Here is a 24,093-nt window from a genome sequence, read left to right as displayed (position 1 = left end):
TATGGTTGCGCTAAACTGGCTTGTCAGAATTATGTGGCTAGTTTAAGTCTGGGCACTGGAGTAAATTCCGTGCTGAATTTTGAAGTGAGATTACTGAGCTGTGGAGTGAAAAGTGACGGTTACCGCTGAACAAACGTCCCCCCAAAATGATGCTGATCAGGCAACCCGCGCGCATATCATCGTCATTGGTAATGCCAAAGGTGGATCCGGTAAATCAACAACGGGAATGCATGTAATTGTCTCTCTGTTGACACTTGGCTTTAAGGTCGGGGCTATCGATCTTGACGGAAAGCAGAAGACGTTAGGGCGGTATATCGAAAATCGTAAAGCTTTTATCGAGAAGAAAAAGCTAAAACTCCCAATGCCAAGCCTGACTGTCATTGAGCCAAGTGATAAAAAGAACATGGATGAAGCGCAAAGTGATGAGCGAAGCCGCTTTGTTGCTGCCCTACAGGAACAAGTCTATGGGAATGACTTTGTCGTGGTTGATTGTCCAGGTGCGGATAGCTTTATTGCGAAACTGGGGCACTCCTTCGCGGACACATTGCTGACACCCATGAATGACAGTTTCATCGATCTTGATTTGTTGGCAAAAGTTGATGAACGTACCTACGATGTTGAACGTCCAAGCTGGTATAGCGAAATGGTGTGGGAGCAACGCAAACGCCGGGCACTGATTGACAAACACCAGATTGACTGGATTGTAATGCGCAATCGTTTGTCCCACACAGATGCGCATAATAAGAGGAATATCGAAACGATACTATCAAAGCTCGCGTCAAGGATTTCATTTCGCGCTGCACCAGGATTTGGAGAACGGGTTATTTTTCGGGAATTGTTTTTGAAGGGCTTAACAGTCCTCGATTTGAAAACACGTGGTGTTGGTGTGAAAATGTCCATGAGTCATGTTGCTGCCCGGCAGGAAATCAGAAACTTGATCCGAGCCCTGCAATTGCCTGGATTAGACGAAAAAATCGACGAAATTTAGCTTGTTTCGACCAAATATTTTTTAAAAATTATGTAATTTGTTCAAAATGTGACGAAAAATACATTTCAAAAAAATGTTTGTTTTTCAATTTGTTAGGCTCCGGAGACGGGGCCTTTTTTCTTGTTTCCCGAGAAAAATTAACCTGTATATCTTATATTAACGTTTTCTGATTATAAATATTAAGTGTAAGCAGTCCGGAAGGCAGTTTGGATTTAGCCAACCGGTAGTAGCAAAGTAAAAGGAGGAGCGTATGTTTAAATTAGTTAAGCATCATACGAAAGCTATCAATATAGTCCGCATGCGCTCTGTCATTTCTATTGGACTTTCAGTGCTAGTATTTGCAGCGATGATGGTTTCATTTCAAGTGACAGAGGCAAGCGCTCAGAATGCCTGTTTTGAACGCGGAGCACTCATTAAACACTTGGATGGCAAGTTTCAGGAAGCACCAGTTGCTGCAGGTCTTGCTGCAAATGGGAGCGTGCTCGAGGTTTTTACCAGTCCGGACGGTGTCACATGGACAATCGTACTGACACAGCCAAATGGAGCGACCTGCGTTATGGCATCAGGTGAGTCCTGGATGGGTATCCCGTTGCCTAAAAAGGGTAAAGTCAGTTAAGTAAAAACTGCCTCAATGAATAAAACGGCGCTCGTAAGCGCCGTTTTTTATATGTCTGGCATATCAATGCCAGCTTCCTGTAAATTTTCACGCATGTGGTGTTTAACCGTGTTCAGCGAAGTTTCGTCAGGAGCTTCACATCTGGCGACAAGAACAGCCTGAGTGTTTGAAGCACGTAGTAACCACCAGCCTCCTGCGACATTTACGCGAACACCATCGACCTCAGAAAAATCGGCACCCTTGGCCCTTAGTTGGTTTTGAATTCGCTCTACGGCTAGGAATTTTTCTTCATCAGGGCATTCGAAACGAAGTTCAGGTGTATTAATTGCCTTTGGAAGGTTGTCAAACAGTTCGTCCAATGATTGGCTTTCCTGTCCCAACAGGTTCAGTAACCGCAGTCCAACATACAGAGCGTCATCATACCCGTAAAAATGATCATTGAAAAAAATATGTCCGCTCATTTCACCTGCTAATGGAGAGGCGAGTTCTGCCATTTTGATCTTGATTAGGGAATGCCCAGTTTTCCACATCACGGGATCTCCGCCGAGATTGGAAATTTCATCGAAAAGCATCTTGCTGGCTTTTACATCGGCAATTATTGGCGCGCCGGGATTGTTTCTCAGGACTTCACGAGACAGGATCGCGAGGAGCTGATCCCCCCAGATGATATTTCCGCGGCGATCAACGACGCCTATTCTGTCGCCATCCCCGTCAAATGCAATCCCAAGGTCTGCGTCTATGCCTTTGACGGTTCGAATGAGGTCAGTCAGATTTTCAGCAACAGTGGGATCCGGGTGGTGATTGGGGAAGCTACTGTCATTTTCATCAAAAAGAAGCACATGACGCCCGGGTAGAGTTTTGGCGACTTTCCGCATTGCTTCGCCAGTAACTCCATTACCGCAATCCCAAACGACAACCAAATCTGATTTATGTTGATAATCTTGCAAAATACGGCTGACATACTGATCGATCATGGGTGTTTCGCTGAGCTTACCCGTTCCAGCCTGAAAGTCCCCTTTACGACATTGCTCACCCATATCCTTGATCGCTTGGCCATAAAAAGGTTTTCCTGAAAGGATCATTTTGAAGCCGTTATGTGACGGCGGGTTATGAGAGCCCGTAATCATGATGCCATTGCGAGTGGCCAGTTCATACGTGGAAAAATAAAGCATGGGGCTGGGGCCCATACCGACCTTGATCACATTCACTCCTGTGGAAAGCAGGCCTTCAATGAGTGCTTCTTGCAGGATCGGCGATGTCGCACGGCCGTCGTAGCCAACACAGACTGTGTCATCGCCTGCGCGTATAACCAATGAGCCAAAGGCACGGCCAATGGCCGTTGCATCCGTTGGAAATAAGGTTTCGTCGACAATGCCGCGAATATCATATTCACGCAAAATGGTGGGGTGAAAATCATGGGTTGGCTGTGACATCAATGCTGCTTTTCTGCTTCGGTTGTGACGTTGCGTCCTACACAATGGTAAGAGAAACCATGCTCTAACATCTCATGGGGTTCATAAATATTACGAAGATCAACCATAATTGGCGTTTTCATTAATTTTTTGATCCGTGAAATATCAAGTGCGCGGAATTCATTCCATTCTGTAATGATCACGACTGCATCTGCATTTTCCAGTGTTTCGTAGGAATTGCTTCTGAAATTCACACCACTCAGCAGTGGTTTGGCTTCCTTCATACCTTCTGGATCATAAGCATCGATTAAGGCGCCTGCATTTAAAAGTGCAGGAATGATATCAAGGCTTGGACTTTCTCGCATGTCATCAGTGTTGGGTTTAAATGTCAGGCCAAGGACTGCTATTTTCTTACCTGCAATATCACCACCACAAGCTTCTACCACTTTTCGAGCCATTTTCAGTTTTCTGTTCTCGTTCACTTCAATGACTGTGCCAACAAGTTGGGTAGGGGCTTCTGCCTCGATCGAAGTTTGGTAAAGAGCTCGTGTGTCTTTGGGAAAACATGAGCCACCGAAACCGGGTCCAGCATGCAGGAATTTCCGTCCAATTCTGCCATCCAAACCGATGCCGACGGCTACCGAGTGGACATCAGCACCAACTTTTTCACAAAGATCGGCCATTTCATTGATAAAAGTAATTTTTGTCGCCAGAAACGCATTTCCCGCATATTTAATCAGTTCCGCGCTTTCAATAGAAGTGAAGAGAATTGGTGTCTGGATCAAAGAAAGGGGCCTGTAAATTGCTTCCATCACTTTTTTGGATCTATCAGTCACCGCACCTACAACAACCCGGTCGGGGCGCATGAAATCTTCAATTGCGGCGCCTTCTCGTAAGAACTCGGGGTTGGAGACGACGTCAAATAAGTCTTCATCGCAGCTTTGTGAGAGGATTTTATAGACTTCCCGACCAGTGCCGACAGGGACGGTCGATTTATTGACGACAACTGTGTAGCTTTCAATTGCATCTGCAATTTCCTGAGCTGCTGCATAAACATAGGTCAGGTCCGCTTGTCCATCACCGCGCCTGCTGGGGGTGCCAACACCAATGAAAACGGCGTCTGCTGATTTCACAGCTGACTCAAGATCTGTTTGAAAGCTTAAGCGGCCTGCTTCAACATTCTTTCGAACAAGTGTGTCAAGTCCTGGCTCAAAGATCGGGATTTTGCCGGAATTCAACATTTCAATCTTTGCGTGATCTTTATCAACGCAAATGACCTCGTGACCAAATTCGGAGAAACAGGCTCCGGATACCAAACCAACATATCCAGAACCGACCATTGTAATTTGCATGTAAGGCTTCCGCTTTTAAAGTGTTGAGGCGAGTTCCTTGATATGGTTTGCGATTTCCCTTCCCATATCAGGGCGGTTTAACGCAAAAGCTATGTTTGCTTGCAAGAACCCCACTTTGTCGCCGCAGTCATAACGCGTTCCCTCAAAACGTAATCCATAAAAAGAACTACTTTTCAAGAGGTTGGAGAGGGCATCTGTAAGCTGAATTTCATTGCCCGCACCTTTAGCCTGATTTTCCAGCAGATCGAATACCTGCGGCTCCAGAATATAGCGCCCAATTACGGCTAGGTTAGAGGGGGCATCCTTTGGATTTGGTTTTTCAACTAAATGCTGTATTTCAACCTTTTTACCATCATCATATCCTGGTTTGATGATGCCATATCGCGATGTGTGCTCATTGGCGACTTCCATGGATGCCAGAATATTGCCGCCGCCCAACTCTTCGCGTGCCTCCATCATTTGTTTTAGGCAGGCTTTTTCACTTAAAATAAGGTCGTCTGCCAGAATAACCGCAAATGGTTCATCGCCTACATATCTTTTTGCACACCAGACAGCATGCCCAAGTCCGAGTGGTTCACGTTGGCGAATATAGGCGACTGTACCGGTCTCTGGCATATGAGCGGCAAGAGTATCCAGTGCTGCATCCTTACCGCGTTCCTCAAGAGTGTTTTCCAACTCAAAAGAGCGGTCAAAATGGTCTTCAATGGTAACTTTGCCGCGACCGGTGACAAAGATAAACTCTTCAATGCCAGCATCACGGGCTTCGTCTACAGCGTATTGAATTAAGGGCTTGTCGACTACTGGTAGCATTTCCTTTGGCATTGCTTTTGTCGCCGGAAGGAAACGTGTCCCCAGTCCGCCAACAGGAAATACTGCTTTTCTGACTTTTTGTGCCATTTAATTACCCCTCAAATTGATTATCCGGTTATGACACCGGATTTATGACACTGCAACTAAAGTTCCATTACTGTTCTATGAGAATGTCTCTGGCCTGATTGATTTTGGCAGCCATATAGGCCGAACCACCATGATCTGGATGAAACTTCTTCATAAGTTTTTTATGCGCTGCCTTGATTTCCCTAACTGATGCGTTGGGCGTAAGGCCAAGAACTTCATAAGCTTCAGCCTGCTCATTGACGATGAACTTGTATGACTACGGCTACTTGAACTTTCGTTAGTATCGTGACTTTCGCCATCTTCTTCGAAATGGCGGCTGATATAAGTGTCTAGTATGGCAAAACTTTCTTGATCTATGGTTAATTCGTCTCTCAGTTTCTGGATTTGATCATAATCAAGTTCCGAGAGCATTTTATTTTGAAACTCTCCCTTGAGTATTTTGGCGTCCATCCTTCCACTATCGTGATCCAAAGACGCTTCGAGCCATTCGGTCGTGACCGTTGAGGTTTGCCCACTTGATGGCTTGTTGCTTGTAAATAGAGGCTTATTTCGAAGAAAGAAAAGGGCTGCAACAGCTAGGAAGGATGCGATCTGGAGTCGCCCGGTAAATGCCATGAAGCTGCCCCGGAGCTTAACACTATAAGTGCTGTGATTCGAATGACCCTTAGGATTGTGCCCGGCTTGGCACTGAGTAATGCATTGCCACCAACTATCAGGGCGAGCAGGAGCGCTGCTCCTATGATGAAATATCCCAACATGTTCCCAATTCTATTTTCTGAGCTGGCTTAATAACAGCGGAATATCTCCGCCCTGTTTTCTTCCGTGATCTTCAAGAGCCTTGCGCCCACCTACCGCAAATATGGCAATAGCTTTAAGCAATTCACGGAGTTTTGATACACTATTTTCATCAAAGCGAAGATAAGCGCCACCAGAAAGTTTGCAGATTTGTCGAAAGCAGTTTTCGGCCCCGGCATCATATCCTTCCTGGAATATAAAAACAGGAACGTTCACTAACCCCAGACGTCCAGCCAAATGACAAAGCGCGTCTGCATCCTCCTCAACGCAGTCACCAATAAAAATGACTGCGTTAACCGGCTTGTCTGAATTTGTCTTAATAGCGTGGGAGAGAACTCGCTCAATTTGAGTATGTCCACCCAAACAGGTTACTTTGGACATTGATCTGGTGAGCGCTGAACTATTTGTAGTCCATCCGGTCGCCTTAAATTCGCGATATCCCCGGAAGAAAGCGACCTGCATGGACAATGCACCTATGCGGGACGCCTCTTCAAACATTTCGCATTGGATATGAGCGGCATTGTCCCAAGTTGGTTGTCTGCTGGCGGTCGCATCAATTGCAAATAAAAGCCGCCCGGTATCACCAGTTGTGACCTTCTTAGGTGTCGCAGCTACTTTTTGCAAAAACATGTCGACATCAGTTTTTGAAGAACTGATATTTTTGTGGGTTTGTGGTGGCTTCATTTTTCCTGCTGCATTTCGCTCGTCCCTAGCAGGAAATGTAAGTATTTTGCGCATACTTTTCAATTAACGTTGTTTTTGCCAGTTGCGGCGGATTTGAAGACGGGCTAGTTAAAAAGTCCGCGCTATAAAATGGTCTCGTTTCATGTTGCCCAATAAAAATTCTTATCGTGAAGTCTTGGTACTCGCTTGGCCGGTAATTTTATCCAATCTGTCTGTTCCTCTGTTGGGAGCGGTGGATACAGCCGTTATTGGCCATTTACCTGATGCCGCGAATTTGGGCGCGGTTGCTATCGGTGCCATGATTTTCAGTTTTTTATACTGGGGATTTGGGTTTCTACGTATGGGCACGACCGGTTTTGTCTCTCAAGCGAGTGGGGCCGGGGACTATAGCGAAGTCAGATCTATTCTGGTCAGAGCATTTTCATTAGGCACAGGCATAGCGGTATTAATTCTTGTTTTGCAGATGCCGGTGCTGGAACTGGCATTATATCTGGTAGAGAGTTCACCGGCGGTTGAGGCGGGAGCATCAGATTATTTTTACATCAGAGTCTGGGGGGCGCCTGCAGCGCTTACCAATTATTGTTTACTTGGGGTTTTTATTGGAATTGGGAAAACCCAGTTAGCTTTGGCAACTCAGATATTTATGAATAGCCTGAACATCGTTCTGGATCTGGTTTTTGTCCTTGGGTTTGACATGGGAGTTTCCGGAGTGGCGCTGGCGACCACGATATCAGAGTATATGGCGGTTGGACTGGGCCTTTTGTTGGTTTTGGGTTTTCTACGTAAGCAGTCTGGTGGATGGAATAGATCCGAAATTTTCAATCTGCAAAAATTCTATGGTTTGATGAGTGTCAATCGAGACATTTTTATACGTACGGTTTTACTGATATTCGCGTTCGCATATTTCACGGTAACCGCTGCGGAGATTGGCGAGGATGCGTTGGCGGCGGTAGCGGTTGCAATGAATTTTATGCATTTCCTATCCTTTGGCCTAGATGGATTTGCACACGCAGCAGAGAGTATGGTGGGTAATGCAATTGGCGCTCGAAAAGAAGACAGATTAAAGGAAGTAATTGCCTCAACCTCTGTATTAGCGCTTTTAGTCTCGGTTGGATATTCAGTCGTTTACTGGCTCTTTGGGGAAGGAATTGTTGATCTGCTTACGAACATTGAAAGTGTTCGTGTCGTTGCGTACGACTACTTACCATGGTTAATCGCAATGCCTTTATTTGCAGTGTGGTCGTATCAATTGGATGGAATATTCATAGGTGCAATGAAAACAAAAGAGATGCGAAACGGAATGATATTATCCTTTCTAGCTTATTTTGTGAGTATATCATTGCTTAGCGAAAGTTTCGGTGCAGACGGAATGTGGGCATCCATGATAGTCTTTATGATTGCCAGAGCCGTAACACTGGTCGCATACATGCCACGTGTGCGTATCTCAGTTACTTCCGTCTAATTTTTTCGAAAAAAGAAAATGCAAACGGAATACACGCTATCACAAATGCGATCCGTATTACGTGCATGATAGAAACAAATGCAACATCAATGCCTAGACCCAACGCAACGAGAGACATCTCTGCTAATCCACCTGGAGAGAGAGCCAAAATTAGTCCCTGTATGCTGATTTGGACGAGGTCGGATGCAATAAACGAAAGTCCGCATGCCAGAAGAATCATTATAGACGTTGACCCGCAACTCAGCAGTATAACACGGCGAATTTCGTAAACTGTTGTCCCCAGAAAACGCAGACCAATAGCTGTACCAATTACGAGTTGCGCCAAATATATCAAAAGCATTGGCGGCATAACCTCGACAACTCCAGTGATCGACAGTACTCCGGCAATCAGCATTGGGCCCATCAAGTGATATGCCGGAAAGCGAAGCAAACCTCCTGCAAAATACCCAAAAATACCAGCAACCAGTAAAAGTCCATAGTTTTCCATATATTGAATATTACCAAGCAAGGGGATTGATTGATCTGTCGCCGGGAGTGAAATGGCAAATCGGAACGCCAAGGGAACTGTCATGACGAGAAGCAAAATTCTGGTTGCGTGTATCAACGCAATTGTTCGTCCATCCCCCCCTTTCGCCTCTCCGACCTCATACATGACGTTAAAGCCGCCGGGGGCCGCGGAAAAATAGGCTGTTGCCCTGTCAAAATGGCCGATCTTTCGGAAGTAAAAATATACCATTGTCATTGATAGAATGACGCAAATGGCCAGCAGAATTAATCCTCCGCTCCATGTTGAGAGTTGATCGATGGTTTCGCTACTAAAACTGGATCCCAACATGACACCAAGTACAGCTGTCATGATTTTGCGCAAGGTTGCATTAACAGCTAGTTCAGCTCCGCGAACGGCAAGTACAGTCGTAATGCACATGGATCCCATCATCCAGGCCAATGGCAAGTCCGCAAGAAAGAATAACCCACCGCCAATCGAGCCGATGAATAAGGCCTTAAAAGTTGCGGTCATGGCTGTCCTTTCTGTATTCAACCCAATGGATGATCCAGAATGATATCTTCATTTGGGTAGTCGAACGCGATCGCTATTTGTTTTAGTTTTTGCGTGCGTTGCTTGCGAACTTGAGAGTTACTTATATTTTCAACAATGAAATCTTCAAGTGGAATATTCACTTGAAGTATCTCCAGCAGTAACAGTTGCAGAGCCGATTGGTCGAGCCAGTTGATATTAACTTTCTGTATTTCCGGCAGGAACTCAGATAGTCCTAGCATTGCGCCATCATAACATAGTCCGCCATGCAAGCTGATATAAGCCCCTGCAGATTTCAGAGGGCCGGCCACGCTGCACTCGAGGTTAAGCGACCGCAAGATAGAATATCGGTAGTTAATCCCCAAAGCTTCTGTCTCATGCATTGCAGTAAGATGATCTTCTGTGAGCCAGGTAATATGACAAAGAGTTTTGATGCCTGGTTTGTACGCCAGAGTAGCGGGAACAGAGCCATAAGAAGTAAAGTGGGCAGAATATACTGAGGTAAAATCGCCCAAGGTTGCGCGTGTTACGTATATGGGGCTAGGGTTGTTTGAAAATTTTCTGAGTAACTGGGCGGGCGCGGCGTTTGAGCCGCTGGCAATTACCGGGATGCGGTCTTTAATTTCATGTAGAGGAACGCCATGATTAATAACCCCATTATGCAATGTGTAAGAATAAGACGGTCGCTCGTAAGGGTAGTCCAGCGCAAGCTGAAGGGAAGTACTCATGAATAAGAAAGGGCTTGCCTCAGATCTGCTAGGGCAACGGGTTTCGTGAGGGTAGAGATATCAGGTAGACCTTTTGCTCCCCCAAGGTCTTCGGCAAGTTCAATATAGCGTGGGTTAAATCCAGTCACCACAATAATTTTGGCGGTGCATTTTTCCTGCGCCAACCAGTTTATTAGCTCTACGCCGTCTACACCGGGCATTACCATATCAAGAATGATAACAGATGGTGTCGTTTCATTATAGGATCGTTGAAAGTCTGATGCCTTCTCTGTGACAGTCACTTCGTAGTCCATGCCTTCTGCAACAGTTTTTACAAAGTCACCAAATTCCCTTTCGTCATCCACAATTAAAAGGCGTTTATTGTTGGAAGTACTATTATTATTCGCAGCAAAATTTGTACCGTTTTCATTCGCCATTAATCTGCCCCAATCTAATAATTTATCAAATAATCGAAACGCTACTTAGGCGGTATTGTTGATAAAATTATTACAAAAATTACGTAAGCTACTGAAATACTGTGCATCAAAAGAATAGCAAATTGTAATTATAAGTAAAGTGAGACCATCTATGATGTTTTATTTCAAACAATAAGTATGGTCTCAAATCGTTTTAGCTGACCAAGTGCATTCCGCCATCAACCATAAGCAACTCTCCGGTTACGACATTGGCGCCTTCAATGAACCACACAACAGCGTCTGCGATATCTTCTGGCTGCGAAACCTTGGCCAACGGGACCTTTTTCGTCATTGCCTGTTTATTCCGATCATAGTTTTCATCGCCCCACCCTTCACGCAGCCATCTTGTTTCGATCATACCTGGGCACACCGCATTTACTGTGATTTCTGGGCCTAAAGCACGTGCAAGTGCTTTGGTCATGGAGTTTAAGCCCCCTTTTGAGGCGACATACGCGATGGATGAGCCATGCCCATGCGTGCCAGCGACAGATGAAATCATGACCACACGCCCACGACCACTATTTTTAAGGTGTGGCGCGCAGGCCCTTGTCATTTGAAAGGGACCTATTGTGTTGACTGCATAGATGTCGTGAAAGTCTTTTGCATCCAGACCTTCCAAATCTTCGTGGGAGACAAATTTCGTTCGTCCCGCATTATTTACAAGGGCGTCGATTCGCCCCCATTTGTCCATGGCAGCGGTGGCCATATTTTGGCAGTCTTCATCTCTGGATACGTCACCCTGAAAGACGAGGACCTCTACCCCTTCAGCCTCAACCGCTTTTGCAGTTTCACGAGCTTCGGTTTCGCTTTTTGTGTAATTTATGAGTACGTTATAATCTTTTTTGGCCAATGCAATTGCAATTGCAGCACCGGTGCCTGTGGCAGATCCGGTAACGATGGCAACTTTTCTGGGGGAACTCATTATACACTCCTTTTCTTTTTTCATTAATTTGTTGAGGTTAACCTTAATCTCTATTTTCGGAAAAGTGCAACGAAAACAAAATCTTTTACTTGATCTTGTGTCAAGCGGACGCTAGGTGATTGCCAGCCAATACAAATACTATATGAGATAGAGACGGGAATTTAAGCGATGCAAATTGAGTATTCGCCGGAAGTGGAGCAGGCTTTAAATGATGGAAGGCCTGTTGTTGCTCTTGAATCAACCATAATCAGCCACGGATTCCCTTATCCCAAAAATGTTGAGCTTGCCAAAGAGATGGAAGCGATCATTCGGTCCGAAGGTGCTGTCCCAGCGACAATTGCAATCCTGAACGGAATGGTAACCTGCGGACTAGTTGAGGAACAGCTTTTGCATCTTGCAAAGTCGGAGACTGTCATGAAATGCTCCGTCCGCGATTTGCCTGTCGCAATTGCGGGTAAATGCACTGGTGCGACTACCGTTGCATCTACATCCTACATTGCGCATAAGGCAGGAATACGCGTATTTGCAACAGGTGGTATTGGCGGAGTGCACAAAGCCGAGGAAGGTGGTCGCGGTTTCGATGTGAGCGCTGATCTTCTCGAGCTTTCCCGAACTGCCGTCGCCGTTGTTGCTGCGGGGGCTAAATCCATACTGGATTTGCCAGCAACACTAGAAGTGCTGGAAAGTTACAGTGTGCTAGTTGTTGGCTTTAAAACAGATAAATTTCCAGCCTTTCACAGCGTTTCAAGTGGGTTGAATGTTCCTGCAACGGCTAACACAATTGAGGAGCTTTCCGAAATCGTGGGGGCGCATTTCCAAATGGAAGTACCAGCCGGAATGCTGATCTGCAATCCTGTGCCTGCAAAAGATGCCATGAGCAATGAAGAGGTGGATGAGCTGGTTGCGAAAGCATCCAAAGAAGCTGTGGCCTCTGGTATAAAGGGGGCGGCTATAACTCCTTATATTCTAGGTGCTTTAAATCGTTTGTCAGAAGGAAGGACAAGCGAAGTCAATTTATCGCTTGCCCTGAACAATGGTCGTGTTGCAGCTCAGTTGGCGACTGCACTTTGCGCCCGTTGAGGGAGTAGCGTTTTGGCGAGCCAAATACCCGCAACCATTGATGCGAAGAAGATAAAAATTCGGGGATCTGCATAAGCGAGGGAGCTAATCGCTGGCCCCGGACACAGTCCTCCAAGTGCCCAGCCTATTCCAAAAGTGGCTGATCCAGCGATCAACCTTTTATCCAGATCGGTGCGGTTTGGGACCTGAAACTTATCACCAAAAAGTGGGTGAGGAAGCCGTAAAAGGAGTCTAAAGGAAATAACGGTCACAATCAGGCCACCCCCCATGACGAAGGCCAGACTTGGGTCCCAGTCACCTGTCAGATCTAAAAATCCGATCACCTTAGCCGGGCTTAACATTCCTGATAGCGCGAGCCCATATCCGAATAAAATGCCTGATACAATAGCAATTACTTTTGTCATCTTAGCCTCCTGTGATTTGACGGATAACGAAAACAACGATTATCGCGCTTGCCATAAAGCTCAATGTTGCGACAAGTGATCTCGCCGATAACCTTCCTAACCCGCAAATTCCATGACCACTGGTACATCCAGCACCAATGTTTGTCCCAGCGCCAACGAGCAATCCGGCCAGTACCAGAATGCCATAGTGAATGCTCTCTTCGAAATTATAAGGGTTCACATCTATGTAATCGGTGTCGCCGCCAACTAGTGGGAATAAGGCAGCACCCGTGACGAGACCTATCAGGAAAAGTACTCTCCAGCTTTTATCATCAGAGGCTGGAGGGATAAGGCCTCCTAAAATGCCGCTAATTCCTGCTATTCGGCCACTCATCAGGAGAAGGGTCGCTGAAATGCCGAGGATAATACCCCCGGACAAAGAAGTGAAAGGGGTAAAGTTTTCCATTTAGATACTCCATTCCGGATCATTTAAAAGCGGATTTCCCTTGGCGGAAATTTCCTTGAATGCTTGATGAGTGCTGAGAAAAACCTGCGGAGGATTTTGGGAGCTGAATAGACTGGTTGCTTGCAATCGATCCATAACAGGGCCTTTTATTTCAGCAAAATGCAAAGCTACAGAACTGTCATCAAGTTCGCTCTTGAGCTGTTCAAGTGTGTGCAGAGCGCTGGCGTCAATGGCGTTGACAGCGCTACAGATTAGGAGAATGTCACTAAGCTCAGGCTTATTGGCGACTTCGTTAAGAATATAAGTTTCCAAATAACCCGCATTTGCGAAAAACAGACTTTCGTCAATACGGATAGCTAGAAGATGGGGATAAGTTTTTACTTTGTGCCGTTTGACATTTCTAAAATGCTCGCTGTCTCCTACCTGACCAACAATAGCAATATGAGGTCTGCTGGAGCGCCAGAAGTGCAATGTGAGCGATATGCCGATACCGGCGAGTAGGCCGGTTTCAATTCCAAAGAACAGCACGCACAGGAAAGTAGTCGCTTCAGCCACGCCGTCAGCACGGTCATAGCGTAAATTCTTCAAGAACCCTTTTAGATCTACCAGTTCCAAAATTGCGATTAGAATTATTGCTGCAAGGACAGTCTTGGGAACATTGTAAAAGAGCGGCGTGAAGAAGGTTAGCGTTGCTCCGATAATTAACGCGGTAATAATGGCCGCCAATTGTGTATTGGCGCCGGCAGAGAAATTGACAACAGATCTGCTAAAGCCACCGCAGACGGGACTTGCTCCTGTGAAACCGCTGCCAATATTTGCAAAGCCCAATCCCCAGGCTTCTTGGGTTATGTTTAATCTTTCCCGCCTTTTACTGGCCAGAACTTTGGCAATTGCAACGCTTTCAATAAAGCTGACAATTGTTATCAGAATGGCTGAGGGGGCTAATTCCTGAACTAGCGACCAGTTAAATGAAGAGACGGAGAGTTCTGGCAAACCCGCTGGTATGTGACCAATTACAGCAACATCATAGGTGCTGTTCATGTCAAATATCCAAATTGCTAAAGAGGAGAAAACCAGGACAATAAGGGGGCCGGTTTTTGCGATCCCTGTAGCAAGAGAGGTTGATATCGGTAGTTTTTCAAGGAATTTAGCGAAATGTTTTCTAATTAAATAAAGTCCGCAGAGGCATACAATGCCTAAAACCAAGGTTAAATCGTTTATCCTGCCAGGAATGGAGATCAGCGACCCTATACTTAACAAATCGGCGAATAAGAGCTTTTCGTCAAATCCGGCAAACGGTGTTAATTGACTGAAAGCAATCATGATGGCAGCTGCACTGGTAAATCCAGCCATGACAGGATGGCTTAGAAATTCTGTAAGTACCCCCAACCGCAATATCGCAATTCCAATGAAACAGATACCGACCATGAAGGATAGCAGTATTGCAGCTTCCAAATAAGAGGCTGTGCCTTGCTCAGCTATTGATCCAAGTGCATAGGCCACCATTAAGGAGGCGACGGCAACGGGGCCGACGGCAAGTGTTCTGCTGCTACCAAATAAGGCGTACATGATAGGCGCAGCAATACTGGCATAAAGACCAATTTGAGGCGGCAGGCCTGCAAGTGCTGAATAGGCCATTGCTTGGGGAATAAGCAATATGGCTGTGATGATCCCAGCGATTAGATCACCGCTAAATAAGGATTTGTTATAGGTGGACAGCCATTTTGCTGCGGGAAAGACTGTGCTGAAGGACATGAAACTTACTGATCCCCGCAGTAGAGATCATACAGGGTGCCAATGACGTTGCGTGCTTCATTACCGCAAAGGGAGTAGTATATGGTTTGCCCTTCGCGTCGGGTTTCAACAAGTCCATCTTTTCGAAGAAGTGCAAGTTGTTGTGAAACGGAAGAGGGGCGCATTTCCAGAGTTTGCGCCAGTTCATTGACTGATTTTTCGCCATCATTCATCTGACACAAAAGCATAAGCCGTGTTTCACTGGATAATGCTTTCATAAGAGTGCTGGCGCGAGCAGCCGATTTTTTCATGTCATTTATATTCATACTTGAATATCTACAAATATACAGATATATAGTCAAGAGTAAATTGAATAATCGAGAGAAAACCTATGACAGTTGAAATCAAGCCCTTCTTTCATGAGCCGACATTTACGGTCTCATATGTTGTCTCCGACACTCAGTCCGGCCGCTCCGCAATAATAGACAGCGTTTTGGATTATGATCATAAATCAGGCCGTACAGATACTTCTACAGCAGATGAAATTTGCGCATATGTTGCAAGTCATGACTTGCGGGTTGATTGGATACTGGAGACCCATGTTCACGCAGATCACCTGTCAGCCGCACCTTATTTAAAGAGTAGGTTGGGTGGCTTGATTGGGGTTGGCGAACATGTATGTCAGGTGCAGGAAGTTTTTCAGGATGTCTTTAATGCGGCGGATGAGATGCCTGCGGATGGCTCGCAGTTTGATAAGTTGCTGAAAGACGGGTTTGAGTTGCCGCTTGGACAATTCATGATTTCGGTGATGCACACGCCAGGTCACACCCCTGCATGTGTGAGTTATAAAATTGAAGATGCTGTCTTCGTAGGCGATACGCTTTTTATGCCTGACTATGGAACAGCTCGATGTGACTTTCCGGGTGGGGATGCGGCCCAGCTTTATCGTTCAATAAAAAAAATTCTGTCCCTACCAAAAGAGACGCGCCTGTTTATGTGTCACGACTACGCTCCCGATGGGCGCGACTATAAATGGGAAACCACAGTTGCAGAGCAGCTATCAACAAATATTCACATTCATGACGGGGTTAGTGAAGGGGAGTTCGTGGAAATGCGAAATGCTCGTGATGCCGGCTTGCAAATGCCGGTTTTGATCTTGCCGTCTGTTCAAGTGAATATGCGGGCGGGAGATTTGCCAGCGCCAGAAGACAATGGAGTTTCCTATTTGAAGATACCGTTAAATCGCCTTTAGCGGTCCCAACTGAAATCAGTTGAGTGCAACACGCATCAGATTTCCAGTCTCTGGTGTGACAATAAAGCAGGTGATGGACTGGCGAATTAGGTTCCTGCAAAGGTTGCGCGCCTGAGCCTCTGTGAAGCCAATCATTTGTGCTCTGTAAATCGGTGTGCCATTATGAGTGACTTTCTGAATATTATACCGCCCGCTTTCAATAGCCGCGTCAGAGCGACTGATTGCGAGATTTAGCTGATCTCTTGCTTTACCTGCACGTGAGAACGCCCCAACCTGAATGCCCCATTTTCCGTCAGAAAAAGCAGTTGTACTCTGTTTAGGAGGAGTGGGAACGGCGGTTGTTTGTGATGGCCGTGGAGCTTGGGCGATTTGAGCAGGCTTTGCAGCGGCTACCTGTGTGCGGTTATTGCCATGGTTCATGCCAAGGGCAATATTCACTGGACGTTGAAGCGGTAGAGGAATCGCATAGGCACGCATTTGCTCTATTCTCTCAAACCCTTTGTCCAGTAGCTTGGTCATGTGCCTGTCGCGGCTTTTAGCATTGCGACCACCGAACACGACGCCGATCAAGCGGTTGTCGCCTCGTTTGGCGGATGCCACCAGATTGAATCCAGATGCACGGATATAACCGGTTTTTATGCCGTCGGCACCCGCATATTTTCCAAGTAGATTGTTGTGGTTCTTGAACTTGCGACCTTTATATTCAAAGCTTTGTAGGGATAAGAAGTCATAATATTCAGGAAAATCGTGAATGATTGCGGCGCCAAGGAGTGCCATGTCGCGGGCGGTGCTTTTCTGTCTGCGATTTGGCAGGCCACTTGCGTTTCTAAAACTGGTTCTGCTCATCCCCAGCTTTCTTGCTCGATCAGTCATTAGCCTCGCAAATGCGGCTTCGGTCGGTGCCATCGCTTCAGCCAGAACCGTTGCTGCATCGTTTGCAGACTTGGTAATCAGGCCAAACATTGCATCACGAACAGTAATTGTTTCGCCCTTTTTAAGGCCAAGTTTGGTTGGCGTTTGTCCTGCCGCTCTTGCAGAAACTCTCAGTCGCGTATCCAGCGTGAAACGCCCTTTCTTTAATGCGTCAAAAGTCATGTACAAGGTCATGATTTTGGTTAGGGATGCTGGATAAAGGCGTTTGTCAGCATTACGGGAGAACAGGACCTGTCCTGTGCGGCTATCCATTACAATAGAGGCATAGCGCGAGTTGGCTTGAGACTCACTTGAAAGAACGAGTGAAGTTAAAACTAGAACCAGAAACAGGGCCAGCCCTTGAAAAAGAGGGGTCAAAACGTTATTCGCCGAGCAAAGCTTGTGCCGTCCAGTAGAGTTTAAGGCTTTTTCCGTTCTATTTGACAATTTCTCTCTCAACATTTCTGGTGGCTGAAACCAGTAATCGACCGTTAATCTCAATTGATTTTCAGGAGTTTAGGAAATGAAGCGAATCATGTCCAATAAATTCCTTAAACTTTTCATAAAGATTAATCTGGGTGAGTCCTCACAACCACATTCAGACGTCTGGGTCTCAAAATCAATACAAGTCACTTTTATAGAATAATGTGGTTAACATTTTATGTTCTATGTTTGTGAAAGTTGGCAATTCAGATTTGAGTTTGTGCTGCGTTGCGACTTATTAAATAAGAAAAAAATCATAATTGGCTGGCGCCTGATATAATTTAATATTTATTTCAATAGTTTAACATATTTATTAAAAAATTGTGCAGCGCACAAAAACTATTGACAAAATAGTTTTTTCGCATATATTCACCTGTAATTGTTGCAATGCAGCAATTTTTGGATTGCTATTCGAAAGGTCGAAAATATTATGAGCACATCATCTACTAAGAAAACAGCAGCTAAAGAAACAAATGGTGCTGAGAAACTTGAAGCAGTGAAAAAAGACATGGAATCTTTGTTTTCTGCAAATCGTAAAACTCTGCAAGAAGCGTTTCTGTCTGGTACAGAAGTTGCTGAAAATGCATACAAATCAAGCAGCGAAGCCTTTAAATCAACTTTTGAGAAAGCCATAAAAGACGGTAAAACTCAGGTTGAGAAAGCTGCACAGTCACTAACTGAAGTTCCGATGTATGACAAGGAAGGCGCTGAGCCATTCTTGAAAGCAGGTACAGCAGTTGCTGAAAAAGGCGAAAAAATCAGCGTAGAGCTCCTTGAATTCAGCGCAGCTCGCATGGACGCATATTTTGCGACAGCACGTTCTGTGATTGAAGCTGAAGATGTTCAAAAAGCAATAGAACTGCAAACTGAATTCGCTCGTAGCTCCGCAGAACAGTTTGTAAGCGAAGCCTCAAAATTGAACGCAATGTTCGTTGAAGCTTCGAAAACACTGATGGAACCGTTTGGAGCCCAGTACGCCGCGAGCATGGACAAGTTCCTTAACCGCGCGTAAGCTTCAGAAGAATAGTAGACCAAAGTAGTGTTCAGGAAGGCCTGGCTTTTTAAAGCCGGGCCTTTTCTCGTTTTAAAGTGGTTAGAAATTTGGCGGAAATCACAAAAAACAAAAATTTTTAAAATTTTTTTCCGCTGTTTATCATTTTTTTTGAAATTCCTGTTATGATCTCTAACTATGTACTAGGGGCAATAATAAACTGTCAGTTGGCAGTGCGAGTAGTAATATTATCTGGATGGAGCGGTTTCTGACAGAAATGACCAAGGGTAACGACAAACGAGACAACGACGGCGGTAATGATACCGGTTTAAGCGTTGCAACAAAGACCAAGACAAAAAAACCATCTATGTGGCGTGTTGTTTTGTTGAATGATGACTACACACCGATGGAATTTGTGGTTCATGTCCTTCAGAGTTTCTTCGGAATGGATGAACATACAGCAGCGCAGGTAATGCTGCATGTTCATCACAAAGGCGTAGGTGTTTGTGGGGTATTCACTTATGAGGTCGCCGAAACAAAAGTCGCTCAGGTGATTGAATATGCTCGTAGTAACCAGCATCCCCTGCAATGTACCATGGAGAAAGAATAGTGCCCGGATTTTCAAATGCCCTGGAAGAAAGCCTTCACCGTGCAATGGCGCTGGCAACATCGCGTCGACATGAATTTGCGATGCTGGAACATCTGCTGTATTCGCTAACAGAAGATCAGGACGCGGCGGCAGTTATGCGAGCTGCAATGTAGATCTTGATGTTCTTAGAAAAGATCTGGATGACTTTATCTCCGATGAGCTGGACGATCTGGTAATGGATCGTTTTGTTGAAGCAAGACCTACACTTTCTTTCCAGCGAGTGGTTCAGAGGGCACTTATCAATGTAGAAAGCTCAGGGCGCGAAGAAGTAACCGGTGCAAATGTTCTCGTTGCAATTTTTTCAGAGCGTGAAAGTCACGCTGCTTACTTTTTGCAAAAACAGGAAATGACCCGATTGGACGCGGTTCAATATATCAGTCATGGTGTTGCAAAAGCTGCTGGTAAAGATATTCCGCGAGTGGTTCGCGGTGTTGATGGTGTTTTTCAGGGGGAAAATCAGGAAAGCACTCAGGAAGAAGAGAAAGCTTCATCAGAAGCATCTGAGGCGCTTGATGCGTATTGTGTCAATCTGAACGAAAAGGCCAGTAAAGGGAAAATTGATCCGCTGATTGGTCGTCAGGACGAAGTTGAACGGACTATTCAGATTCTGTGCCGACGCTCGAAAAATAATCCGCTTTTGGTTGGTGATCCAGGGGTTGGCAAAACCGCCATTGCAGAAGGGCTTGCAAAAAGGATTGTGGATGGGGATGTTCCTGAAGTCTTACTGGCAGGTGTAATCTATTCACTTGATATGGGAACACTTCTGGCAGGGACCCGTTACCGCGGCGACTTTGAAGAGCGGTTGAAGGCTGTCATGACTGAATTGGAGGGAATGGATAACGCAATTCTCTTCATCGATGAAATCCATACGATTATTGGTGCAGGTGCGACAAGTGGCGGTGCGATGGATGCCTCCAATTTATTGAAGCCTGCGCTCGCTAGTGGCGCGATCCGGTGTATCGGCTCGACAACCTACAAAGAATTTCGCAGCCATTTTGAAAAGGATCGGGCACTGCTTCGCCGGTTCCAGAAAATCGATGTTCATGAGCCAAGTGTTCCGGATAGCATTAAAATTCTGAAAGGTTTAAAGCCCTATTTCGAAGAGCACCACAAGGTTCGTTATACCGCTGATGCCATCAAATCTGCAGTTGAACTCTCTGCGCGTTATATCAATGATCGGAAGTTGCCAGATAAGGCAATCGATGTGATTGATGAGGTCGGTGCGGCACAGATGCTCAAGCCTGAAAATCGTCGTAAGAAAACTATCGGCGTGAAGGACGTGGAAGATGTGGTCGCAAAAATTGCGCGCATTCCTCCAAAATCTGTAAGTAAGGAAGACACTGAAAGTTTGCGTAAGCTGGATGTTGAGTTGAAGCGCGTGGTGTTTGGGCAGGATGCTGCGATCGAAGCGCTATCCAGTTCCATAAAACTGGCTCGCGCTGGTCTGCGTGAGCCCGAAAAACCGATTGGAAACTATCTTTTCTCTGGACCAACAGGTGTTGGTAAAACAGAAGTAGCCCGGCAATTGGCGTCTATAATGGGCGTTGAGCTCGTTCGTTTCGATATGTCAGAATATATGGAGCGGCATACTGTGAGCCGCCTGATCGGTGCACCTCCGGGCTATGTTGGGTATGACCAAGGTGGATTGCTTACAGATGCAATTGATCAGCAGCCTCATGCGGTCTTGCTACTGGACGAAATTGAGAAGGCGCATCCTGATCTGTTTAATATTTTATTGCAGGTAATGGATCATGGAAAGCTCACGGACCACAACGGAAAGCAGGTTGATTTCCGCAATGTTGTGCTGATTATGACCACAAATGCGGGTGCCCACGAAATGAGCAAGCAGGCCATCGGTTTTGGCAGTGGTGTTCGCGAAGGCGAAGATGAAGAAGCCATCAAACGTCTGTTTACGCCTGAATTCAGAAACAGGCTGGATGCGGTTGTTCCATTTGGACCTCTGCCGCCCGAAGTTGTATCCAGAGTTGTCGAAAAATTTGTTCTGCAGCTCGAAACGCAATTGCAGGATCGAAATGTGACTTTGTCACTAAATGATGCTGCTGCCACATGGCTGGCTGAAAAAGGGTATGATCAATTGAATGGAGCACGCCCCTTGGCTCGTGTCATTCAGGAGAATATCAAAAAGCCACTCTCTGAAGAATTGCTGTTTGGAAAGCTGGCCAAAGGTGGGCATGTAACCATTACAGTCAAGAAAGGTGAGCTTGCCTTTAACATGGAAAGTCCAGATGAAGTTAGTCGCCGAGAGCAGATTGACCGCGATAAATCCAATAAAGGAGGCAAAGGTCGCAAAAAGGATGACCAAAAAGCCTGACGATAAACACTAAAAAGGGCCCCTGATCAAAAATGAGATCAGGGGCCCTTTTTTGTTCTAGTTGTTATTTTTGGCCGATAACTTTTCTGCCTTGGTTTATGGATTTAAGATATTCGATACCTTCGTCGGCGATGGCATATCCAACCATATCTTCCCCTTCATTATCAATTTCGTTCATATCCATCCAATGGGAATAGAGGGGTCTCGTCCGGTCTGTAATAATACCTGCTTTCAGAAGGGTTTTCACAAGTACACGGAATATATTAGTAGATTCTTTGAGTGAATTGCGTCTGTCTGCATCGGTAAACACTTCACGGCAGGCATCGCGAACCCATTCCCAATCCAGTCCAAATTGCTCATAAATGACACGTTTCTGGCGGATATTCATTAGATTGAACAAGAGTTTTTCGAAGCAGCTTGCCGCCCAATCTTCGACAATATTATGCTCTTTTTCAGTCAGGCTTGGGATCGTTTTATCGGCCCAGATTTTACCAAATTTATGGTGGAAGGCTTCGTCTGTCATCACCAGTTGGGTCAGGCGCTTCAACAGCGGATCGTTGGTCTTGGAGTGAAAGCTGGCAAATGCACCCATGGCCAACCCTTCGACCAACATCTGCATTCCAACCAGTTTTTTATACACTTCCTCAGCTGCAACAAGCTCTTTTAGAAGATCGCCCAGCTGCTCTCCAACAGGGTAGGGGCTTCCAAAGCGAACCTGTATGTAGCGGCTGTATGCTGTGACATGACGGGCTTCTTCGCGAGTTTGATTGGACGCGTATTCTTGTGCTCCGGGATCAAGTAGAATGTGGCAAAGGCTCGCACTTAATGACAAAGCACCCTGTTCACCATGCAATATGCCTGAAATACCCCAGCGGACACTCTCGTTACCTAGCTTGATTTGTTGTCTTTCATCCAGTTTGTCGACAACAGCACTTTGCAGTTCGGGAATGGTTTCCCGTGGCATAATGAGTTGGGTCTCCGTATCAAAAGGAGTGTTGAAATCCAGATATGCTTCATCCAGAGGGTCCCAGAAATGGTCGTGGGTCGCCGAAATGATACCATCGAATGCATCAGTGCGGTTTCCATAGCGCTCAGAGTCGAGCATTGCAGCGAAGTCGTCCGGCTTTACGGCATTATAGATAGGATCATGTGTTATATGTTGTGCCATATTCTGCCCTCCCAAGCATTTGATGGTCTCTTTCGTCGATCTTTACCTTTACGTAAACGTCAAGTTTAAAAGGATGTTATACTAATATGTCGTGTAAATCAATAAAATGAATAACAGTGACTATTTTTGTCCGGAAACGGGTCCGCGGCGGAAAGGGGAGAGTTGTCCCAGATATTCGATTTCAGCGTCCATATCCCGGCTTTCCGCTTTGAGAAAATCACCCACAGCGTCGTGAAATCCGGGGTCTTGCATCCAGTGTGCTGAGTAGGTTTTTGTTGGGAGGTAACCACGGGCAAGCTTATGCGGTCCTTGTGCGCCTGCTTCTACTCTTTCGAGACCGTTTTCGATGGCGAATTCGATTGCTCGATAATAACAGCATTCAAAATGTAGGAATTTATGCTCTTCTACACACCCCCAATAACGCCCATATAGACAATTGGAGCTCATAAGATTGAGTGCGCCAGCGATATATTTTTCATCCCTTTTAACCATGAAAAGGATAACTTTTTCTCTCAAAGCTGATCCCAGCAGGTCAAAGAACTCACGGTTCAAATAAGGGGTGCCCCATTTTCGGTGGCCGGTGTCCATATAAAATTCAAAAAATGCATCCCAATGCGAGGCTGTGATTTCGTCGCCCTGGAGCGTTTCGAAAACTAGTCCTTCAAAATTCTCCAGACGGCGTTCTTTTTTAATGGCCTTTCTTTTTCGAGAAGATAGTTCTTCTAGAAAGTCGTCAAACTGCTGATAAGAACGGTTATGCCAGTGGAATTGTTCACCGACCCTTGTGAGAAACCCGGTGGCTTCAGTATTGGCTAGGTCATTCTCTCTTAAAAAAGTTAGATGAACAGAAGAAATTCCGTATTTGATTGCAACCTGTTTTGCGCCATTTAGTAGCATTTGTGAATGCTCATCATAATCCTCAGCCTGACTAACAAGTAAGCGTGGGCCGGTAACAGGAGAAAATGGTACTGACATCTGAAGTTTAGGGTAATATCTACCACCCGCTCTTTCATAGGCATGTGCCCAGCTATGGTCGAAAACATATTCACCCTGTGAGTGGCCTTTAATGTACATTGGTGCAACAGCCAGAACATTTTGTTTTTCATCTTCGAGCACTAGATGTTGCGGCATCCATCCGGTCTGCGCGCTTACCGAGCCACTTTCCTCCAAAGCATTGAGAAACTCAAAACTGGTAAATGGGTGATCGTCCGCCTGACACTTATTCCACTCAATCGCAGGGAGTTCATTTATCTGCTGAAGTGTTCGAATGCTGTATGATGAGGACATATATCAGGA

Annotated in this window: 24 protein-coding genes and 1 pseudogene; 8 read left to right on the top strand and 17 right to left on the bottom strand. The window is 45.7% G+C overall.

Annotated features, from left to right (window positions below):
- Window positions 1-112: 112 nt before the first annotated feature.
- Together JCM23214_RS16175 and JCM23214_RS21425 are read left to right on the top strand one after the other, a co-directional pair.
- The gene (locus JCM23214_RS16175; protein ID WP_025899848.1) at window positions 113-988 is read left to right on the top strand and encodes a division plane positioning ATPase MipZ; all 876 of its coding nucleotides are present in this window, start codon (window positions 113-115) and stop codon (window positions 986-988) included.
- 250 nt (window positions 989-1,238) lie between these two features.
- Window positions 1,239-1,604: a hypothetical protein gene (locus tag JCM23214_RS21425; RefSeq protein WP_025899847.1), complete on the top strand. Its 366-nt coding sequence runs from the start codon at window positions 1,239-1,241 to the stop codon at window positions 1,602-1,604.
- 47 nt (window positions 1,605-1,651) lie between these two features.
- On the opposite strand, the gene pgmG is transcribed toward JCM23214_RS21425, so the two are convergent.
- From pgmG to JCM23214_RS16140, 6 genes are all read right to left on the bottom strand, one after another.
- Window positions 1,652-3,037, bottom strand: coding sequence for a phosphoglucomutase/phosphomannomutase PgmG (pgmG, locus tag JCM23214_RS16165; RefSeq protein ID WP_025899846.1), 1,386 nt, complete (start codon window positions 3,035-3,037; stop codon window positions 1,652-1,654).
- Complete coding sequence (locus JCM23214_RS16160; RefSeq protein WP_025899845.1) at window positions 3,037-4,368, bottom strand: UDP-glucose dehydrogenase family protein; 1,332 nt, start codon at window positions 4,366-4,368, stop codon at window positions 3,037-3,039. The genes pgmG and JCM23214_RS16160 overlap by 1 nt, the downstream gene beginning before the upstream one ends.
- Before the next feature lie 15 nt (window positions 4,369-4,383).
- Window positions 4,384-5,265: a UTP--glucose-1-phosphate uridylyltransferase GalU gene (gene galU, locus JCM23214_RS16155; protein ID WP_025899844.1), complete on the bottom strand. Its 882-nt coding sequence runs from the start codon at window positions 5,263-5,265 to the stop codon at window positions 4,384-4,386.
- 67 nt (window positions 5,266-5,332) lie between these two features.
- Window positions 5,333-5,443: a J domain-containing protein gene (locus tag JCM23214_RS26840; RefSeq protein WP_369405914.1), complete on the bottom strand. Its 111-nt coding sequence runs from the start codon at window positions 5,441-5,443 to the stop codon at window positions 5,333-5,335.
- The gene (locus JCM23214_RS25680) at window positions 5,416-5,880 is read right to left on the bottom strand and encodes a hypothetical protein (protein ID WP_025899843.1); all 465 of its coding nucleotides are present in this window, start codon (window positions 5,878-5,880) and stop codon (window positions 5,416-5,418) included. The genes JCM23214_RS26840 and JCM23214_RS25680 overlap by 28 nt, the downstream gene beginning before the upstream one ends.
- A gap of 153 nt (window positions 5,881-6,033) precedes the next feature.
- The gene (locus JCM23214_RS16140) at window positions 6,034-6,744 is read right to left on the bottom strand and encodes a hypothetical protein (protein WP_025899842.1); all 711 of its coding nucleotides are present in this window, start codon (window positions 6,742-6,744) and stop codon (window positions 6,034-6,036) included.
- Between the two features lie 142 nt (window positions 6,745-6,886).
- On the opposite strand from JCM23214_RS16140, the gene JCM23214_RS16135 reads away from it, so the two are divergent.
- Window positions 6,887-8,206, top strand: a complete 1,320-nt coding sequence (locus JCM23214_RS16135) for an MATE family efflux transporter (RefSeq protein ID WP_025899841.1) — start codon at window positions 6,887-6,889, stop codon at window positions 8,204-8,206.
- Here the strand turns inward: JCM23214_RS16135 and JCM23214_RS16130 are convergent.
- The 4 genes from JCM23214_RS16130 to JCM23214_RS16115 all read right to left on the bottom strand — a co-directional run bounded on the left by JCM23214_RS16130 (window position 8,193) and on the right by JCM23214_RS16115 (window position 11,347).
- A complete protein-coding gene (locus tag JCM23214_RS16130) occupies window positions 8,193-9,224 on the bottom strand; it encodes an AbrB family transcriptional regulator (RefSeq protein WP_025899840.1) in 1,032 nt (343 codons plus the stop codon). The two genes, JCM23214_RS16135 and JCM23214_RS16130, sit on opposite strands and share 14 nt — an antisense overlap.
- Before the next feature lie 17 nt (window positions 9,225-9,241).
- On the bottom strand, window positions 9,242-9,970 hold the full coding sequence (locus tag JCM23214_RS16125) for a hypothetical protein (protein ID WP_025899839.1): 729 nt from the start codon (window positions 9,968-9,970) through the stop codon (window positions 9,242-9,244).
- Window positions 9,967-10,386 carry a response regulator gene (locus tag JCM23214_RS16120; protein ID WP_025899838.1) on the bottom strand — a complete coding sequence of 140 codons (420 nt, stop codon included), beginning with the start codon at window positions 10,384-10,386 and terminating at the stop codon, window positions 9,967-9,969. Before JCM23214_RS16120 ends, JCM23214_RS16125 begins: the two co-directional genes overlap by 4 nt.
- 193 nt (window positions 10,387-10,579) lie before the next feature.
- On the bottom strand, window positions 10,580-11,347 hold the full coding sequence (locus JCM23214_RS16115; protein WP_025899837.1) for an SDR family NAD(P)-dependent oxidoreductase: 768 nt from the start codon (window positions 11,345-11,347) through the stop codon (window positions 10,580-10,582).
- Window positions 11,348-11,515: 168 nt separating this feature from the next.
- Here JCM23214_RS16115 and JCM23214_RS16110 point away from each other — a divergent pair, with 168 nt between their 5' ends.
- A complete protein-coding gene (locus JCM23214_RS16110; RefSeq protein ID WP_025899836.1) occupies window positions 11,516-12,427 on the top strand; it encodes a pseudouridine-5'-phosphate glycosidase in 912 nt (303 codons plus the stop codon).
- Here JCM23214_RS16110 and JCM23214_RS16105 read toward each other — a convergent pair.
- Genes JCM23214_RS16105 through JCM23214_RS16090 form a run of 4 tightly spaced genes read right to left on the bottom strand, consistent with a single transcriptional unit; the run spans window position 12,397 to window position 15,336 of the window.
- Window positions 12,397-12,831, bottom strand: a complete 435-nt coding sequence (locus JCM23214_RS16105; RefSeq protein ID WP_025899835.1) for a DUF6691 family protein — start codon at window positions 12,829-12,831, stop codon at window positions 12,397-12,399. The genes JCM23214_RS16110 and JCM23214_RS16105 overlap by 31 nt on opposite strands.
- A 1-nt stretch (window position 12,832) precedes the next feature.
- Entirely contained in the window at window positions 12,833-13,276 is a 444-nt protein-coding gene (locus tag JCM23214_RS16100) for a YeeE/YedE family protein (RefSeq protein WP_025899834.1), read from the bottom strand.
- The gene (locus tag JCM23214_RS16095) at window positions 13,277-15,031 is read right to left on the bottom strand and encodes a SulP family inorganic anion transporter (protein ID WP_025899833.1); all 1,755 of its coding nucleotides are present in this window, start codon (window positions 15,029-15,031) and stop codon (window positions 13,277-13,279) included. It lies immediately after the preceding gene.
- 5 nt (window positions 15,032-15,036) lie between these two features.
- Complete coding sequence (locus tag JCM23214_RS16090) at window positions 15,037-15,336, bottom strand: ArsR/SmtB family transcription factor (RefSeq protein ID WP_025899832.1); 300 nt, start codon at window positions 15,334-15,336, stop codon at window positions 15,037-15,039.
- A gap of 65 nt (window positions 15,337-15,401) precedes the next feature.
- Between JCM23214_RS16090 and JCM23214_RS16085 the strand changes: the two genes are divergently transcribed.
- Window positions 15,402-16,262 carry an MBL fold metallo-hydrolase gene (locus tag JCM23214_RS16085; protein ID WP_025899831.1) on the top strand — a complete coding sequence of 287 codons (861 nt, stop codon included), beginning with the start codon at window positions 15,402-15,404 and terminating at the stop codon, window positions 16,260-16,262.
- A gap of 15 nt (window positions 16,263-16,277) precedes the next feature.
- Here JCM23214_RS16085 and JCM23214_RS16080 read toward each other — a convergent pair whose 3' ends face one another.
- A complete protein-coding gene (locus tag JCM23214_RS16080; RefSeq protein ID WP_199899678.1) occupies window positions 16,278-17,621 on the bottom strand; it encodes a D-alanyl-D-alanine carboxypeptidase in 1,344 nt (447 codons plus the stop codon).
- Window positions 17,622-18,087: 466 nt separating this feature from the next.
- Here JCM23214_RS16080 and JCM23214_RS16075 point away from each other — a divergent pair, with 466 nt between their 5' ends.
- The 3 genes and pseudogenes from JCM23214_RS16075 to clpA all read left to right on the top strand — a co-directional run bounded on the left by JCM23214_RS16075 (window position 18,088) and on the right by clpA (window position 21,629).
- On the top strand, window positions 18,088-18,669 hold the full coding sequence (locus tag JCM23214_RS16075) for a phasin family protein (protein WP_025899829.1): 582 nt from the start codon (window positions 18,088-18,090) through the stop codon (window positions 18,667-18,669).
- A gap of 256 nt (window positions 18,670-18,925) precedes the next feature.
- The gene (gene clpS, locus JCM23214_RS16070) at window positions 18,926-19,258 is read left to right on the top strand and encodes an ATP-dependent Clp protease adapter ClpS (RefSeq protein WP_025899828.1); all 333 of its coding nucleotides are present in this window, start codon (window positions 18,926-18,928) and stop codon (window positions 19,256-19,258) included.
- Window positions 19,237-21,629, top strand: a pseudogene (clpA, locus tag JCM23214_RS21420) (ATP-dependent Clp protease ATP-binding subunit ClpA). Before clpS ends, clpA begins: the two are co-directional and overlap by 22 nt.
- Window positions 21,630-21,693: 64 nt before the next feature.
- Here the strand turns inward: clpA and JCM23214_RS16060 are convergent.
- Entirely contained in the window at window positions 21,694-22,797 is a 1,104-nt protein-coding gene (locus JCM23214_RS16060; protein WP_025899827.1) for a ferritin-like domain-containing protein, read from the bottom strand.
- 120 nt (window positions 22,798-22,917) lie between these two features.
- Window positions 22,918-24,084, bottom strand: a complete 1,167-nt coding sequence (locus JCM23214_RS16055) for a GNAT family N-acetyltransferase (protein ID WP_025899826.1) — start codon at window positions 24,082-24,084, stop codon at window positions 22,918-22,920.
- Between the last annotated feature and the right edge of the window lie 9 nt (window positions 24,085-24,093).

Source organism: Sneathiella glossodoripedis JCM 23214 (genome assembly GCF_000616095.1).
In the GTDB taxonomy this organism is placed as follows: domain Bacteria; phylum Pseudomonadota; class Alphaproteobacteria; order Sneathiellales; family Sneathiellaceae; genus Sneathiella; species Sneathiella glossodoripedis.
This window is presented reverse-complemented; position numbering and strand designations above follow the sequence as displayed.